This window comes from Serratia sp. GW822-FHT06E05, from assembly GCF_058799445.1.
This window is the reverse complement of the sequence record NZ_JBXALM010000001.1, coordinates 1380002-1394966: the sequence shown is the minus strand read 5'-3', so window position 1 is coordinate 1394966 and position 14965 is coordinate 1380002. Positions and strand designations below refer to the sequence as shown.

Annotated in this window: 17 protein-coding genes; 9 read left to right on the top strand and 8 right to left on the bottom strand. The window is 57.0% G+C overall.

The window, feature by feature from the left end:
• Window positions 1-197: 197 nt before the first annotated feature.
• Window positions 198-1328 (top strand): Gfo/Idh/MocA family protein, encoded by a 1131-nt coding sequence (locus AC1RKC_RS06565; protein ID WP_020825864.1) that lies wholly within the window; start codon window positions 198-200, stop codon window positions 1326-1328.
• A 102-nt stretch (window positions 1329-1430) separates the two neighbouring features.
• Here AC1RKC_RS06565 and AC1RKC_RS06560 read toward each other — a convergent pair whose 3' ends face one another.
• Genes AC1RKC_RS06560 through AC1RKC_RS06550 form a run of 3 tightly spaced genes read right to left on the bottom strand, consistent with a single transcriptional unit; the run spans window position 1431 to window position 4560 of the window.
• On the bottom strand, window positions 1431-3302 hold the full coding sequence (locus AC1RKC_RS06560; protein WP_493091811.1) for an amidohydrolase: 1872 nt from the start codon (window positions 3300-3302) through the stop codon (window positions 1431-1433).
• A 21-nt stretch (window positions 3303-3323) separates the two neighbouring features.
• On the bottom strand, window positions 3324-3869 hold the full coding sequence (locus AC1RKC_RS06555) for an antibiotic biosynthesis monooxygenase (RefSeq protein WP_115059469.1): 546 nt from the start codon (window positions 3867-3869) through the stop codon (window positions 3324-3326).
• A 46-nt stretch (window positions 3870-3915) separates the two neighbouring features.
• Window positions 3916-4560 (bottom strand): hydrolase, encoded by a 645-nt coding sequence (locus tag AC1RKC_RS06550; RefSeq protein WP_261439848.1) that lies wholly within the window; start codon window positions 4558-4560, stop codon window positions 3916-3918.
• A gap of 142 nt (window positions 4561-4702) precedes the next feature.
• Here AC1RKC_RS06550 and AC1RKC_RS06545 point away from each other — a divergent pair, with 142 nt between their 5' ends.
• From AC1RKC_RS06545 to AC1RKC_RS06510, 8 genes are all read left to right on the top strand, one after another.
• A complete protein-coding gene (locus AC1RKC_RS06545; protein WP_115059468.1) occupies window positions 4703-5611 on the top strand; it encodes a LysR family transcriptional regulator in 909 nt (302 codons plus the stop codon).
• Between the two features lie 35 nt (window positions 5612-5646).
• Complete coding sequence (locus AC1RKC_RS06540) at window positions 5647-6033, top strand: cell envelope integrity TolA C-terminal domain-containing protein (protein WP_158499686.1); 387 nt, start codon at window positions 5647-5649, stop codon at window positions 6031-6033.
• Between the two features lie 159 nt (window positions 6034-6192).
• The gene (locus AC1RKC_RS06535) at window positions 6193-7260 is read left to right on the top strand and encodes a fatty acid desaturase (RefSeq protein ID WP_116690918.1); all 1068 of its coding nucleotides are present in this window, start codon (window positions 6193-6195) and stop codon (window positions 7258-7260) included.
• A gap of 29 nt (window positions 7261-7289) precedes the next feature.
• Entirely contained in the window at window positions 7290-8222 is a 933-nt protein-coding gene (gene osmF / locus AC1RKC_RS06530; RefSeq protein ID WP_020825872.1) for a glycine betaine ABC transporter substrate-binding protein OsmF, read from the top strand.
• A gap of 79 nt (window positions 8223-8301) precedes the next feature.
• The gene (locus AC1RKC_RS06525; protein ID WP_201896480.1) at window positions 8302-9456 is read left to right on the top strand and encodes an ABC transporter permease; all 1155 of its coding nucleotides are present in this window, start codon (window positions 8302-8304) and stop codon (window positions 9454-9456) included.
• On the top strand, window positions 9453-10388 hold the full coding sequence (locus AC1RKC_RS06520) for an ABC transporter ATP-binding protein (RefSeq protein WP_048761476.1): 936 nt from the start codon (window positions 9453-9455) through the stop codon (window positions 10386-10388). The genes AC1RKC_RS06525 and AC1RKC_RS06520 overlap by 4 nt, the downstream gene beginning before the upstream one ends.
• Window positions 10385-11161, top strand: a complete 777-nt coding sequence (locus AC1RKC_RS06515; RefSeq protein WP_116690916.1) for an ABC transporter permease — start codon at window positions 10385-10387, stop codon at window positions 11159-11161. Before AC1RKC_RS06520 ends, AC1RKC_RS06515 begins: the two co-directional genes overlap by 4 nt.
• A gap of 9 nt (window positions 11162-11170) precedes the next feature.
• The gene (locus AC1RKC_RS06510; RefSeq protein ID WP_130015981.1) at window positions 11171-11950 is read left to right on the top strand and encodes a phosphate/phosphite/phosphonate ABC transporter substrate-binding protein; all 780 of its coding nucleotides are present in this window, start codon (window positions 11171-11173) and stop codon (window positions 11948-11950) included.
• A gap of 19 nt (window positions 11951-11969) precedes the next feature.
• On the opposite strand, the gene AC1RKC_RS06505 is transcribed toward AC1RKC_RS06510, so the two are convergent.
• The 5 genes from AC1RKC_RS06505 to AC1RKC_RS06485 form a co-directional block, all read right to left on the bottom strand.
• Window positions 11970-12347 carry an HVO_A0114 family putative DNA-binding protein gene (locus tag AC1RKC_RS06505; RefSeq protein ID WP_493091816.1) on the bottom strand — a complete coding sequence of 126 codons (378 nt, stop codon included), beginning with the start codon at window positions 12345-12347 and terminating at the stop codon, window positions 11970-11972.
• 25 nt (window positions 12348-12372) lie between these two features.
• Window positions 12373-12540, bottom strand: a complete 168-nt coding sequence (locus AC1RKC_RS06500) for a hypothetical protein (protein ID WP_493091818.1) — start codon at window positions 12538-12540, stop codon at window positions 12373-12375.
• 314 nt (window positions 12541-12854) lie between these two features.
• Window positions 12855-13031, bottom strand: coding sequence for a hypothetical protein (locus AC1RKC_RS06495; RefSeq protein ID WP_162838007.1), 177 nt, complete (start codon window positions 13029-13031; stop codon window positions 12855-12857).
• A gap of 193 nt (window positions 13032-13224) precedes the next feature.
• Window positions 13225-14139 (bottom strand): drug/metabolite exporter YedA, encoded by a 915-nt coding sequence (gene yedA / locus AC1RKC_RS06490; RefSeq protein ID WP_020825878.1) that lies wholly within the window; start codon window positions 14137-14139, stop codon window positions 13225-13227.
• Between the two features lie 165 nt (window positions 14140-14304).
• Window positions 14305-14958, bottom strand: a complete 654-nt coding sequence (locus AC1RKC_RS06485) for a helix-turn-helix transcriptional regulator (RefSeq protein WP_046374146.1) — start codon at window positions 14956-14958, stop codon at window positions 14305-14307.
• Window positions 14959-14965: the final 7 nt, after the last annotated feature.

Genomic DNA, 14965 nt, shown 5'->3' with positions numbered 1-14965 from the left:
GAAGACGCAGCGTACCCTCGAGGCTGCCTCGTTACATTCCCGTCTGCAAGGTTTCATGAACGGCATCACGGATATGAGTTTTATTTTTCTCTTTGCTTGTTATTGAAATTTATATTTCATATAACCGTATCACAGACGGCGCGTTTCATTGGGTGGCGCGCTGACCAGATTACGGATACAGGTAACGGGAGAGGGTGATGAAACAGGTACGCGTTGGTTTAATTGGCACCGGCTACATTGGGCGCTGCCACGCTATTGCTTATGCGCAGGCTGCCACGGTATTTCCACTGAAGGGGGAACTGGTGTTGGAAATGCTGGCGGAAGTGACGCCGGAGCTGGCGCAGCAGCGCGCTGCGGAATTTGGTTTCTCTCGTTCGACCGCCGACTGGCGCCAGCTGGTGGCCGATCCGGCTATTGATGTGGTGGATATCTGCGCGCCGAATTTCCTGCATAAGGAGATGGCGCTGGAAGCGATTCGCCACGGCAAACACGTTTATTCTGAAAAACCGCTGGCGTTGGACGCCAAAGACGCCGCTGAAATGGTGCAGGCCGCTCGCGCCAAGGGGGTTAAAACGCTGGTGGGTTTCAACTATATGAAGAACCCGACCAGCCAGCTGGCGCGCGAAATTATCGCCAATGGCGAGATTGGCGAAGTGGTGCATTTTTACGGCACCCACAATGAAGATTATCTCGCCGATCCGCGTACGCCTATCGACTGGCACTGCCGCAAGGCCACGGCCGGGTTAGGCGCGCTGGGCGATTTGGCGGCGCATATTGTCAACATGGCGCATTACCTGGTGGGTGACATTGTGGCGGTCTCCGGCGATATGCAGACCATCATCAAACAGCGCCCGGATGCGAAAGACCCTACGCTGATGCATCAGGTTGAAAATGAGGATCAGGCCAGCGCGCTGGTGCGTTTTGCCGGTGGCGCCATGGGTACCATCGAGACTTCACGCATTGCCTGCGGGCGCAAGATGGGGCTGACCTACGTGGTCACCGGAACCAAGGGTACGTTAAGTTACACCCAGGAGCGAATGGCGGAGCTGAAGCTGTATCGTCACGATGAGCCGGCGGAGCGCCAGGGGTTTAAAACGCTGCTGGTAGGCCCTAAGCATCCGGATTACGCCGCCTTCTGTATTAGCGCGGGGCACGGCATTGGTTTTAACGATCAGAAAACGGTGGAGATCCGCGACCTGGTTAACGGCATTGCCGCCGGTGATCGCATGTGGCCGGACTTTGAAGAGGGCTGGAAAGTATCTTGCGTGCTGGATGCGATAGCCGCCTCCGCCGAACAACGGCGCTGGCTGGAAATTAATCGCGATTAACCCAGGGCTATGACGCTCACAACTTGAGAGCGTCATAGCTTAACTGGCTAATAAGTTAATAAGCTATTAGCTTGATAACTTGCTGCGGTGATAGCCTGCCAATCAAAAAGCGAAGCAGGAACAACCGAATGCGCCCCAAAAGGCATTGTCGTCTGAAACAGGAATGCTGGAACGGCGGGCGACGTCATGCTGATGCGCGTGCACGCCGCAAGGGCCGCAACACTGGTGCGCCTGGCTCAGCACCCCGACGCGGGCCGCGGCTGAAGGAGGGGCAGAGCGATAATGCCCCGGCACCTGGGTCACCGGCGACCAGTCAGGCAGTACCGGAATTGCCGGTGGCGCCAGCGGTGAAAAACTGCCGGCGGCGTATACCACCTTGCCGTCCACCACCGTCATCACCGATTCAATCCCCTTGATCTGCTCCTCGGGTATGCTGAAATAATCCTGCGACAGCACGGCCAGATCGGCTAACTGTCCGACCTTAATCTGTCCTTTTTTACCCTGTTCGGTTGAGAACCAGGCGCTGCCCTGGGTCCACAACATCAGGGCTGTTTCGCGATCCAATCGCGCACTGTCGTCGTACATCGCCATACCGCCAACGGTACGGCCGGACACCAGCCAATACAGCGCCGTCCACGGGTTATAACTGGCCACGCGGGTGGCGTCGGTGCCTAACCCTACCGGCAACTCGGCCGCCAGCATTTTTGCGACCGGCGGCGTCTGTTTGGCGGCTTCTTTGCCGTAGCGTTCGGCAAAGTATTCCCCCTGAAATGCCATGCGATGCTGTACGGCAATGCCGCCGCCCAGCGCTTTCACCCGCTCGATGTTACGTTCGGAGATGGTTTCCGCGTGGTCGAAGATCCAGTGCAGGCCGTTGAACGGAATATCGCGGTTCACCTTTTCGAACACGTTCAGCATGCGGCTGATGGATTCGTCATAGGTGGCATGCAGGCGGAACGGCCAGCGGTGCTCGACCAGATGGCGCACTACGCGCTCGAGCTCGTCTTCCGTACCTTCCGGCAGATCCGGACGCGGCTGGAGGAAATCCTCGAAGTCGGCGGCGGAGAACACCAACATTTCACCGGCACCGTTATGACGGTAAAAATCGGTGCCCTGACCGGGTTTCAGCATGTCGGTCCACAGCTGGAAATCTTCCAGCTCCTGCTTCGGTCGCTGAGTGAACAGGTTATAGGCGATACGCAGAGTGAGTTGCTGCTTATCGTGCAGTTCGGAAATCACCTGATAGTCATCGGGGTAGTTCTGGAAGCCGCCGCCGGCGTCGATGGCGCTGGTCAGGCCCAGGCGATTGAGCTCACGCATAAACTGACGGGTGGAATTGACCTGTTGTTCAAGCGGCAGCTTGGGCCCTTTGGCCAGCGTGGCATACAGGATCATGGCATTAGGCTTGGCAATCAGCATGCCGGTTGGGTTGCCGTTGCCATCGCGCTGGATCTCGCCCCCCGGCGGATTTGGCGTGTCTTTGGTGTAGCCCACCACTTTCAGCGCGGCTCGGTTGAGTAAAGCGCGATCGTACAGGTGCAGAATAAACACCGGGGTGTCCGGCGCCGCCTGATTGATTTCGTCCAGCGTTGGCATGCGGCGTTCCGCGAACTGGAATTCGGTCCAGCCGCCGACCACCCGTACCCATTGTGGGCTGGGGGTACGCAGTGCCTGCTCTTTCAGCATGCGCAGCGCATCGGCCAACGACGGCACGCCTTCCCAACGCAGCTCAAGATTGTAGTTCAGACCGCCGCGGATCAGGTGCAGGTGCGAGTCATTGAGGCCGGGGACGGCGGTGTGGCCGTGCAGGTCAATCACCTGAGTTTCAGGTCCTGCATGCTGCATAACGTCGTTTTCACTGCCGACGGCGAGGAATTTGCCGTCGCGGATAGCAACCGCCTGGGCGGTAGGCGCCTCGCGATCGACGGTGTGAAATTTACCGTTGGTGATAATCAGGGAAGCAGAATAACTCATAATGTTCTCCCGGCAGGCCGCCTAACGGCGGGTGAGCCATTGATGAAATATGCGTGTGACTATCGGCATCCAGAGGAAGACCACCAGGGCGACGACGGTGGCGTCATTAAGCAGGTGGCCGACCAGCGTGCCGTTCAACTGCGGCAACAGGTTTCCCCAAAACCAGGGCACCAGATTGGTGGACGGAAAAATCACCAGCAGGGTGATCAAAAATTGTTTCCACTTGGCGGGCTGGCGGGTATTGGCGCTCGGCGGCGTGAACCAGAATTCTGCGCCGGGCCGAATTTCAATGCTGTCGCTCTCCAGCAGCAGCGGCGAAACTTCCTCGATGTAGCGTTTGCGCAGCGGTGAATTCACCCACTGGGACAGGTTGTCGAGGTTGTCAAAACGGACCAGTACGGTGTAGGCCTGCTCATGACCGGTGGGGCGGATCACGTTAACGCCCAGATGTCCGGCAAAGTTGGCGGCTTCGGGCATAATGCGCTTCAGCCAGGCCTCGTAGGCCGGTTCCTGCCCCGGCGCCAAACGGTGAGTGATAACTAGCGTGACATGCTGCGGGTGGGCCATAGCACCGACTCCAGAAAAACCCCGGCGACGCGGCCGGGGTTAAGGTTTATTTCGCCACCCGCGCCGGGGCGTGATGCACCATGGTGTAAGCGTAGTCAACGCCCATGCCGTAAGCACCGCTGTGTTCGCGCACCAGTTCCATAACCGCGTTGTAAGTCTCTTTGCGCGCCCAGTCGCGTTGATACTCCAATAGCACCTGCTGCCAGGTTACCGGGATGGCACCGGCCTGCACCATACGGTCGATGGAACGCTCATGCGCATCAACCGAGGTACCGCCGGAAGTGTCGGTGACCACGTAAACTTCATAGCCTGCCTCGAGCGCCATCAGCGCCGGGAAAGTCAGACAGACTTCGGTCCACAGCGCGGAAATCACCAGCTTTTTGCGACCGGTGGCTTCAACGGCCTTTACGAAGGCTGCATCTTCCCAGGAGTTCATCGAAGTGCGTTCAATCGGGGTGATTTCAGGGTGAACCGCCAACAGTTCTGGCCAGATGTAGCCGCTGAAACTTTCGGTTTCAACCGAGGTGAAAAGGGTGGGAACATTAAAAATCTTGCCGGCTTTCGCCAGACCGACCACGTTGTTTTTCAGCTGCTGGCGATCAATATTGGCCACGCCAAAAGACATTTGCGGCTGGTGGTCAATGAAAATCAGTGCAGAATTATCTTTATCAAGCAATTGAAACTTAGACATTATTTACCTTCCCAGAAAGACTTAGGTTTAACAACGGGTGAATGTAACGTCGATAAACCGCATGGTAGGCAGGGGCTGATTTCAAAGATAGCGCAGAATTTTTGCCGTCTTGTTGAGTTTTTTTATACACGGAGAGGGAGCGATGAGGTTAAACCTGGAAGCGTTATTGATTTTGGATGCGCTCGATCGGCATGGGTCTTTTGCGGCGGCGGCCGCCGTGCTGTTTAAAACACCTTCGGCGTTGAGCTATATGGTGCAAAAACTGGAGAGCGATCTCGACATCACCTTGCTCGATCGCTCAGGCCACCGCGCCAAATTCACCGATACCGGCAAGTTGATGTTGGAAAAGGGCCGGGTGCTATTGCGCGCCGCGCAGGATTTGGAGCAGCAGGCTCGCTATGTGGAAAACGGCTGGGAAAGCGAAATTACGCTTGGCATTGATGCCTCGTTTCCTTTTGAACGTCTGTTGCCGCTGATGGAAGAGTTTTATCAGCAGAATCACCATACCCGGCTGCGCGTTAGTCACGAGGTGCTGGCGGGATCCTGGGAGTCGCTGGTTTATGGTTGTGCGGATATTATTATTGGCGCGATTTGTGAACCCCCATCGCGGGTAGGCTATGCTTTTAGTCAGTTGGGTCGGTTGGACTACGTATTTGCCGTCGCGCCGCAACACCCGCTGGCGACAATGGCGGAGCCTTTGCCGAAGGCGGAGATCCGTCAGCACCGTGCCGTGGTGGTGCGTGATACCTCAAGAGTGAACGCACCGCAGAACCTGAATATTCTCGAGGAGCAGGACACCTTGACGGTGTTCGGTTTCGACGCCAAGTTGCGGGTGCAGCTCAGCGGTCTCGGCTGTGGTTATTTGCCGCGTTATTTGGCTGAACCTTACCTGAAAAGTGGCGAGTTGGTCGCGAAAAACGTCGAATCTGAGCGCTGCAGCGACGTTGCTTATTTTGGCTGGCGTGAGAATAACGCCGGTTTGGCGTCCAAATGGTGGCGTGAACGCTTGCAGCAGTGTGCCGATGCCGGGAGCCTGTACCCGGCATCTTGATGCCCCGCCATTGTGCGGAACGACAAGGATGCAGAATGATGAGAACAGGGATGTGGCTTTTGGTAGCGTTGTTACCGTTGCTGGCCGGTTGTAATACGGACCACCGTACCGAGATTGCCGGGCTGGAAAAACCGATGGCTGTCGCGGCATCGGTGCAGCCGCCGTCGGGCAACTACCCGGAAAGAATGCGGCGTGCCATTACGCAAGAAATGCCGACGCTCGGCAAATACAAATCCCAAACCTGTTCGATCAGCATTCATCTGTTACCGGACGGCTCCCTGAAGGACTTCAAGGTACTGGCAGGCGATGCTGAGTTTTGCGCTGTAGCAAGTCAGGCAGTACAGCGCGCCAAACTGCCCAAAATGACCAGTCAGACCGAATACGCCTTATTCAACAGCTCGGTGCTGGATTTCGTTCCCTGATGCCGATGGCTTACCGCATCGGGTGAGCTCGCGATTGTGTGGTGTATCAAAAGTACGGCATAAATAGCTGATTTTTAACTTTGCTTTACCGCTTTCGTTATTTTGAGCGCCTGCGCTGCTCGCAGATACTGAGGAAAATGACCCACAGCGAGCCGCCGCATGTCCTCAGCCAAAAGCCACAGCCACTATTTGCATTCTGCACAACGCCTTTGGATCCAACAGCTTAACCAGCGCTGGTATTGGCGATGCGAGTTGCCGACCTGGGGCATCATGGCGGCGGTGTACGGCGGCTGGTTTGGGGTGGTGCACTACTGGCAGTCGCTGGGACCCTGGCTTGGCACGCCGTTGCTGATTTTGTTGGCCACCTGGTATATGTCGTTGCAGCATGAGCTGATCCACGGCCATCCGACGCGGTGGCCTCGCATCAATCAACTCTTTGGACTGTTGCCGCTGGCGGTGTGGTATCCCTATGGGCTGTATCGCGATTCGCATATTCAGCATCACCGCAATGAACATCTGACCGACCCGCATGAAGATCCCGAAAGTTATTATTTCAGTCAGACACAGTGGCAGCGTTATCCCAGATTGTTTCCGCTGTTGGCCAAGGTGCGCAATACGCTTAGCGGGCGGATTGTGTTCGGTCCGGCGCTGGATATCGTCGCGACGGGGGTTAATGCGCTGAAAGCGATTGCCGCCGGTGAACTGCGCACGTTGGCGATGTGGTTGGTGCATCTGCTGCTGCTGGCGGCAGTGCTGGTTTGGCTGAAGCAACATGGCATTGGCACGGCGTTTTACCTGTTGGCGATCGGCTATCCAGCGCTGGCGCTGACCAAGATAAGATCGTTTTTTGAGCACCGCGCCGTTGAAGCTCCGCAGGCACGTTCTATTATTAATGAGGCGGCCTGGCCGTGGCGGCTGCTGTTTCTCAATCTGAACTATCATTTAGTTCACCATGATCTCCCCGGCTTGCCGTGGTACGGTTTAAGGCAGGTCTATCTGGCGGAGCGCGGTGCTTACCAGCAGCGCAGCCAGGGATTTGTGGTGCAGGGCTATGGCCAATGGGTCAGCGAATACGCTTTTACCCCGGTCGCCGTTGAGGTTCATCCGTTTAACGCCGGCGAGCCGCTAAAGGAAGTTCAGGGCGAAACCGAAGCCTGGCCGGCGGAGACTTTTATCGTGCGATGGAAACGCGCGTCTCAGGATTTTCCAATCGATCTGGCCAAATAGCCGGAAAATACACAACAAGAGGAAAAAGTATGGCAATCACCCCATTACGTGGTCGCGTTTTCGCTTTGGCACTGGGTTTACTTGCCGCAAGTATCGGCGTGGCTCAGGCGGCCGACACGGTGCGCGTGGGCTCAAAAATCGATACCGAAGGCTCGCTGCTGGGTAACATCATCGTGCAGGTGCTGGAGTCCAACGGCATCAAAACCACCAACAAATTACAGCTCGGTACCACCAAGGTGCTGCGCGGGGCGATCACCTCCGGCGAGATTGACATTTACCCGGAATACACCGGCAACGGCGCATTTTTCTTCTCCGATGAAAAAGATCCGGCGTGGAAGAACGCCCAGGCCGGTTTTGAGAAGGTCAAAAAACTCGATTACGACAAGAACAAAATTGTCTGGCTGGATGCTTCGCCGGCCAACAATACCTGGACTATTGCCATCCGTCAGGACGTGGCGGACGCCAACCACCTGAAGACGCTGGCCGATCTGGGCAAATGGATCAACGGCGGCGGCAAGTTCAAACTGGCGGCCTCGGCGGAATTTATCGAACGTCCGGACGCACTGCCGGCATTCCAGAATGCCTATGGCTTTAAGCTGAATCAGGATCAGCTGCTGTCGCTGGCTGGAGGGGACACGGCGGTGACCATTAAAGCGGCGGCGGAGCAAACCTCCGGCGTGAACGCGGCCATGGCTTACGGCACCGATGGCCCGGTGGCGGCCCTGGGTCTGCAAACGCTGGAAGACCCAAAAGGGGTGCAGCCGATTTACGCACCGGCACCGATCATTCGTGAAGCCGCGCTGAAACAGCACGCCAATATCGCCGAATTGCTGAAGCCGGTCTTTGCAACGCTGGACGGCCCGACGCTGCAAAAACTCAATGCGCAGATCGCGGTGGAAGGTCAGGATGCCAAACAGGTTGCGGCCGCTTATCTGAAAGAAAAAGGATTGGTTAAGGGATAGCGCTGATATTCCCTCTCTCTCAATGGGAGAGAGGGAGAGCAGGGCCCATTGACTATGGAGCCGGAGAGTTTCTTTGATTATTGCCGTAAAAAACCGCGTATTACTGACGCTGCTTGTTCTGTTGCTGCTGGCCGCATTTGGCCTGCCGTTCCTCAGCTATGCCCCCAATCGCCTGCTGTCGGGCAAGAGCATTTCCCTGATTTCCCTGCTGCACGGCCCGGCGCTGTGGCTATTGGCCCCGCTGTTGGTGCTGGCAGTGCTCAGCCTGTTGGCACCGCTCAGGCGCAATGCATTGTTGACTGCGCTGGCGGCTGCAGCGCTGCTGGCGCTCACCTTCTGGCTGAGCGGGCATGCCGCGCAGCAGTTGGCGCAGGAAGGTTCCAAACTGGCGCGTACCTCCTGGGGCAGCGGCTGCTGGCTGATGCTGGCGCTGAGCCTGCTGATGGCTGCCGATGCTATCACCCGCATCACGTCTTCGCATTTGTGGCGCATGCTCGGCAACCTGCTGGTGATATTGCCTGCGCTGGCGCTGCTGTTCGGCCACCAGTTGGATCAGCTTTCGCTGCTGAAAGAGTATTACAACCGGCAAGATGTGTTTGATGCCGCGCTGTTGCAGCACCTGACTATTCTGCTGGCGACGATGATCCCGGCGCTGCTGATCGGCGTGCCGCTCGGGGTGTTGTGTTTTCGTTCATCCCGTTTGCAAACCCCGATCTTCTCCACGCTGAACATTATCCAGACCGTGCCGTCGATTGCCCTGTTCGGCCTGCTGATAGCGCCGTTGGCCGGGTTGGCGAAGGCGGTGCCCTGGCTGGCGGAACACGGCGTCAGCGGCATTGGCATGGCGCCGGCGATAGTCGCCCTGGTGTTGTACGCCCTGTTGCCGCTGGTGCGCAGCGTGGTGGCCGGGTTACAGAGCGTGCCCGCCAGCGTGATCGAATCTGCCAGCGGTATGGGGCTGACGCGCGGCCAGATTTTCTTTCGCGTACAGCTGCCGTTGGCTTTGCCGCTGTTTCTGACCGGCGTGCGCATTCTGGCGGTGCAGACCGTCGGCATGGCGGTGGTTGCCGCGTTGATCGGTGCCGGAGGTTTCGGCGCCATCGTTTTCCAGGGGTTGCTGAGCAGCGCGCTGGATCTGGTGCTGCTGGGCGTGATCCCGGTGATCGTGATGGCGGTAATCGTCGATTCGCTGTTTAAATTTATGGTTTCAATTTTGGAAGTGTCACGCCGATGATTCAGTTTAATCAGGTCAGCAAGATTTTTCAGGGTAAGCCGGCGGTGGACGATCTGACGCTGCAGATTGCCAAAGGCGAATTTGCCGTACTGATCGGTACCTCAGGCTCCGGTAAATCCACCACATTAAAAATGATCAACCGGCTGATCGAACACGATCAGGGCAAAATTTACTTTGCCGATGAAGAGATCCAAAAATTCAAACCGCAGGATCTGCGGCGCCGCATGGGCTATGCCATTCAGTCGATCGGCCTGTTTCCGCATTGGACGGTAGAGGAGAACATCGCCACCGTGCCGCAATTGCTGAAATGGCCGCGGGCACGGATCCGCGATCGGGTGACCGAACTGCTGGAGCTGTTGCACCTGGAGCCGGAACTGTTCCGACACCGTTATCCGCACCAGCTTTCCGGCGGGCAACAGCAGCGGGTGGGAGTGGCGCGCGCGTTGGCTGCCGATCCGGAAGTGTTGTTGATGGACGAACCCTTTGGCGCTCTCGATCCGGTAACGCGCACCGCGCTGCAGACGGAGATTGCGCGTATTCATCATCTCTCCGGGCGCACCATCGTACTGGTGACGCATGACATTGACGAAGCGCTGGCATTGGCCGATCGCATCGTGTTGCTCGATCAGGGCCGTGTGGTGCAACAAGGCACGCCGCTGGAGCTGCTGACTGCACCGGCCAACGATTTTGTGCGCGATTTCTTTGGCCGAAGCGATCGCGGCATCAAATTGCTTTCTTTAGGCACGGTGGCGGAACGGGTGCGGCCCGGGCATGCGGACGGTGAACCGATTTCCTCCACCATGAATCTGCGTGAAGCGTTGTCGGTATTTGTGGCGCGCGGCAGTGAATGCTTGCCGGTGGTGGGGGAGCAAGGAGAGGCACTCGGCGTGCTGCATTTCAACGATCTGATTGCCCAAAAGGCGCTGTCATGAGTGCGCCTAAAGCCCTGCGTTGGCTGCGCGATCCGCTGCCCTGGACCTTTGCCCTGCTGCTGGCGCTGGTGTTTGGCATGAATCATTTGCATGGCCTGTTTGCTGCCTGGTTTCCCGATCTGGAAAGGCCGGTGTATCAGCAGGACAGTTTTATCTCGCTGGTGTGGGCACATCTGTTGCTGGTCGCGGTCTCCAGTCTGATCGCCGTGGTGATTGGCGTAGCGGCCGGGATCGGCGTGACGCGCCCTGCCGGTAAGGCGTTTCGTTCGCTGGTGGAAACCGTGGTAGCGGTCGGCCAGACTTTTCCGCCCGTGGCGGTGCTGGCGGTAGCGGTACCTGTGATGGGCTTTAGCGAACAGCCGGCGATTATCGCACTGGTGCTGTACGGTTTGCTACCGATCTTGCAGGGCACGCTGACGGGTATTGAATCGGTACCCAGCGCGACCCGCGAGGTTGCGCAAGGGGTTGGTATGAGCGCCAGGCAAATTCTGTGGCGCGTCGAACTGCCGCTGGCGGCGCCGGTGATTGTTGCCGGTATTCGGACCTCGGTGATCATCAATATCGGCACGGCGGCAATCGCTTCCACCGTCGGCACCAAAACGCTTGGTTCGCCGATAATCATTGGCCTGAGCGGTTTTAATACCGCCTACGTGATCCAGGGCGCGGTAGTGGTGGCGCTGCTGGCGATCATTACCGATATGCTGTTTGAGCGCTGGGTGCGCTATCTCACCGCCTGGCGTCAGCAGACGCAGGCGGCTTCTTCTGCGGGGTAAGGGAATAGGATGCAAGTATCTTTGCCGATGTATGGCGTGACTCATCAACCGGCCGAATCTTTCTGGCGAGTGCTGCGCGATAAATTACTGCAGTTGGGATTGCCGCTGGCTCCTGAACAGCTCGTCTGGCCGCACGACCTGGCTCAGCACTGGCTACAGGACGATTTATTGCTCAGCCAAACCTGCGGTTATCCGCTGGTCAGCAGCCTGCAGCAGGTGCAGCTGATCGGGACTTATCACTACCGCGTCGAGGGTTGTGAGGGCGCGAATTACAGCAGTTGGTTGGTGGTGCGCGACGACGACTCAGGCGAGCAGCTGGCGGATTTTCGCGGCCGGATCGCCGCATACAACAGTACCGACTCTCAGTCAGGGCATAACAGCTTGCGTGCGCTGATCGCACCCTTGGCACAGAACGGCAGCTTCTTCAGTGCTGCCATCGCTTCCGGGGCGCACTATCAGTCGCTCAAGCTGATCCAAAACCGGCAGGCAGACATTGCCGCCGTCGACTGCGTCAGCCTGGAACTGTTGAAACGGGCACGGCCACAGGCGTTGGCCGGGCTGAAAATTATTGGACGAACGGCCAGCGTGCCGGGGCTACCCTTGATTACCTCGGCGCAGACCCCGCCGGAACAGCTGGAAATACTGCGTGCCGGGGCGAAGGCGATGCTGGGCGAAGCGGTAAGCGACAATCTGCTGATCGGCGATTTCAGCCTGGTGCCGCGTTCGGCATACCAAATAATCACCGAGCTGGAGCAGCAGGCCGCCGCCCGCGGGGTGACAGCGCTGTAAGCTTATGACTGGCCCGTGTTCAGGCGGCGCTAAAGCGTGCGTTCAATTTTTGATCGACAATGATCTCGAAGTCAGTAAATAAGGCTCTGGGTTTGATCGTTCGGCCGCGTTTTTCCAGCGATACCAGACCGTGGCCGCTGAGCGTTTTCAGCGTGGCGGAAAGATTGCTTATTTGCCGACCGGAGAGTTCCGCCAATCGGCTCATGGTTTCCGGTTTTTCCGTATCAATCATCCGCAGCAAGTCAATATTTTCATTGCTGAGCACCTGGGCCAAAGCAATCATTGAGGTGAACCAGACCTGCGGTTCACGCTCCTGCGGCTGGTATTCACCTTTTGCAATGGCCAGTATCCGTTTGCGGATCAACTCTTCAGGCATTACGCCAATCAGTGCTTTCATCTTCAACCTCGGTTTTCTCTCTTGCTTATGACTTCATCGATTTTAGTGAAGAAATCTTCCACCAACTGAAAAGCGGAATGAAAGCCGTTTTGGTTACTTTCCATGCTTCTATTTTCCACCAGTAGCCATCTTCACGGTTTACTCGGGTGCCATGAAGGCTAAGGATGTAGTCCAGTCCATTGCTTGCATCCATTTTCAGTACTCCAGAAAGTTATGATTTAACCATAACTTTTGGGTGTTTTACGGTCAATGCTATTTCATCAGGAAGAGTGGCAGACTGAATAGATGAGAATTTGACCGCAGAATGGGGTTGAACACAGCGGTAATTTGTTGACGTTTCTGTCGGCGGCAGCGCGCAGAAAATCGCACCAACGGTTGGCGAAAGAAGAGAAGGGGAATTGCTGCTGAAATGGAGAAATGAGGCGGTTACCGCGCCCTTTGCAGATACCGGTGCGCGTCGGGCGACTGCAGCGTTTTTTTACAACAACGCTGCCAGCGCGGGACGCATCACTTGGCCTGAATGCTCTCTGCCGGAGTGGCAGTGGCGGCGGCTTCGTGTGACGTGGCGGTCTCTTCTAGCGGCGTGGTGGAACGGGTGTACATATTCAGCCCGGCCAGGAATACGCCGCCGAGTGAACCAAAGGCACACAGAAAGATAACGATAATGAACGATTTTTTCAGCATGGGGATGATTTCGCAGGTTGCCAGGAACAACGGGAATTATAGACGCTTCGTAATATGAAACAAGAATCGTTTTAATACCCGTCGTCTTTCAAGCTGCAGCGTTTAAACCTGTTTCCGGTGGATTTGTCACTCCAGCCGCTGTAGGGGGCGAATACATTCGCCCCGATTAATTCGGCCGCAGCGTGCAGCGCCTCTACCTTTCCCTGCTTATGCGACTGACCGGGCGAGCAAACAGGAATTTGCCCAGCGTCACCAGCACCACCGCCGCTACGATAATCACCAGCGCCGCCCATTCACGCGGTGCCAGCGATTCGCCGGCAAAACCGATGCCGAGCAGCACGGCCACCACCGGATTGACATAGGCATAACTGGTGGCTACCGCCGGACGCACGTTTTTCAGCAAAAACATATAGGCGCTAATGGCCAACATGGAACCGAAGATAATCAGGTATCCCAGCGCAAAGAAACCTTTGGCGCTGGGCATCTGCGTCAGGCGTTCGCCGCTGAGCTGACTGACGACCAGCAGAACCACTCCGGCAACCAGCATCTCCGCCGCGCCCGCCATCGGTCCGGCCGGTAGCGAAATACGTGACCCCAGCACCGAGCCAAAGGCCCAACTGGCGGAAGCCAGCAGGATCAGTAACGCACCGGTAGGGTTGCCCACCAGGTTATTGCCGGTATTGAGCAATACGATCCCCACCAGGCCCAATGCGATACCCGCCCACTCCAGCTTGGTATTGCGCATGCCCCAAAACAGGCTGAAGAACAGGGTGAACAGCGGTACCGTCGCGACCATCACGGCGGCAATACCGGAAGGTACGTGCTGGTGTTCTGCCACGGTCACCAGACCGTTACCCACCGCCAGTAACAAGATACCGATAGTGCCAGCGGCCAGCCACTGCCTGAGGGTTGGTAATGCATGGCCGCGCAACGCTAAAAAGCTGAACAGCACTATACCGGCGACCAAAAAGCGGATCCCGGCCATCATCAGCGGTGGCCAGCTCTCCACGCCCAGACGAATAACGAAGTAGGTAGAACCCCAGACAATATATAACGTGAACAGCGCCCCGATTAACGGCAGGACGTTACGGCTACTTTGACTCAGCATGGATATTTATTCTGCAGGGAGGTTATTATTAGAGGACTCAGTAAACCCGATCGCACGGAAGATTAGCAACGCTTTTCACTATTTTTTAACGGCAAGGTCGGCTGGCGAACCGATGAGAATCGAGAGAGAACGCCAGCCTGCAGATAGCCTTGAGCCGAGTGCCGATTACAGCAGCGAAATACGGTAGGCGCAGCGGCGTGCACCGGCCAGAATATGTTCGGAACGTTCAACCTGCGCCTGCAACACCTCGGTGAAAATACTCAGCTCAGCACGGCAGAACCCCTGACAAACGGTAGCGGCGGCGCAAATAGGGCAGTGGTTCTCTACCAACAGAAAGGAGCCGTCTTCCTGAGTACGGCATTCGGCCATATAGCCTTCGCGGCAACGAATGGCCGTCAGACGCTGAACCCGTTCCTGCAAGTCGGTAGCGCCAATCATCGCCTGCTTGTAATTAATCCGCGTTTCTTGCTCGCGGGTGTCGATCAATAACTCAATCGCCTGCTCGCCCAGCTTGTCGCGTACGGTACGCAGCAACTGTACCGTCAATTCTGAATGGGTATCCGGAAAGCGCGCATTGCCGGCGGCGGTCAGGTGCCAGAGCTGCACCGGTCGGCCGACGCCGCGGGTTTCCGCCACGGCTTCAACCAGCCCGTCTTTGGCCAGTTTGACAAACTGCTGGCGCGCAGCCTCACCTGTGGTGCCAAGAACCTTTCCTGCATCAGACGCTTGCTGTGGGCCGCGGGTTTTTAATAGTGTCAGCAAACGGTCACTGACCGATTGTGCGGGACTACCGCCATTTTCCAAGTTTATTCTTGACATATTTCTC

Excerpts from the sequence above, each read along its gene's own strand:
- AC1RKC_RS06495 (WP_162838007.1), bottom strand. The coding sequence starts at position 13,031 with ATGCTGAAAAAATCGTTCATTATCGTTATCTTTCTGTGTGCCTTTGGT.
- AC1RKC_RS06550 (WP_261439848.1), bottom strand. The coding sequence starts at position 4,560 with ATGTCTAAGTTTCAATTGCTTGATAAAGATAATTCTGCACTGATTTTC.
- AC1RKC_RS06545 (WP_115059468.1), top strand. The coding sequence starts at position 4,703 with ATGAGGTTAAACCTGGAAGCGTTATTGATTTTGGATGCGCTCGATCGG.
- AC1RKC_RS06520 (WP_048761476.1), top strand. The coding sequence starts at position 9,453 with ATGATTCAGTTTAATCAGGTCAGCAAGATTTTTCAGGGTAAGCCGGCG.
- AC1RKC_RS06500 (WP_493091818.1), bottom strand. The coding sequence starts at position 12,540 with ATGGATGCAAGCAATGGACTGGACTACATCCTTAGCCTTCATGGCACC.
- AC1RKC_RS06485 (WP_046374146.1), bottom strand. The coding sequence starts at position 14,958 with ATGTCAAGAATAAACTTGGAAAATGGCGGTAGTCCCGCACAATCGGTC.
- AC1RKC_RS06540 (WP_158499686.1), top strand. The coding sequence starts at position 5,647 with ATGATGAGAACAGGGATGTGGCTTTTGGTAGCGTTGTTACCGTTGCTG.
- AC1RKC_RS06515 (WP_116690916.1), top strand. The coding sequence starts at position 10,385 with ATGAGTGCGCCTAAAGCCCTGCGTTGGCTGCGCGATCCGCTGCCCTGG.
- AC1RKC_RS06505 (WP_493091816.1), bottom strand. The coding sequence starts at position 12,347 with ATGAAAGCACTGATTGGCGTAATGCCTGAAGAGTTGATCCGCAAACGG.
- AC1RKC_RS06565 (WP_020825864.1), top strand. The coding sequence starts at position 198 with ATGAAACAGGTACGCGTTGGTTTAATTGGCACCGGCTACATTGGGCGC.
- AC1RKC_RS06510 (WP_130015981.1), top strand. The coding sequence starts at position 11,171 with ATGCAAGTATCTTTGCCGATGTATGGCGTGACTCATCAACCGGCCGAA.
- AC1RKC_RS06560 (WP_493091811.1), bottom strand. The coding sequence starts at position 3,302 with ATGAGTTATTCTGCTTCCCTGATTATCACCAACGGTAAATTTCACACC.
- AC1RKC_RS06535 (WP_116690918.1), top strand. The coding sequence starts at position 6,193 with ATGTCCTCAGCCAAAAGCCACAGCCACTATTTGCATTCTGCACAACGC.
- AC1RKC_RS06555 (WP_115059469.1), bottom strand. The coding sequence starts at position 3,869 with ATGGCCCACCCGCAGCATGTCACGCTAGTTATCACTCACCGTTTGGCG.
- yedA (WP_020825878.1), bottom strand. The coding sequence starts at position 14,139 with ATGCTGAGTCAAAGTAGCCGTAACGTCCTGCCGTTAATCGGGGCGCTG.
- osmF (WP_020825872.1), top strand. The coding sequence starts at position 7,290 with ATGGCAATCACCCCATTACGTGGTCGCGTTTTCGCTTTGGCACTGGGT.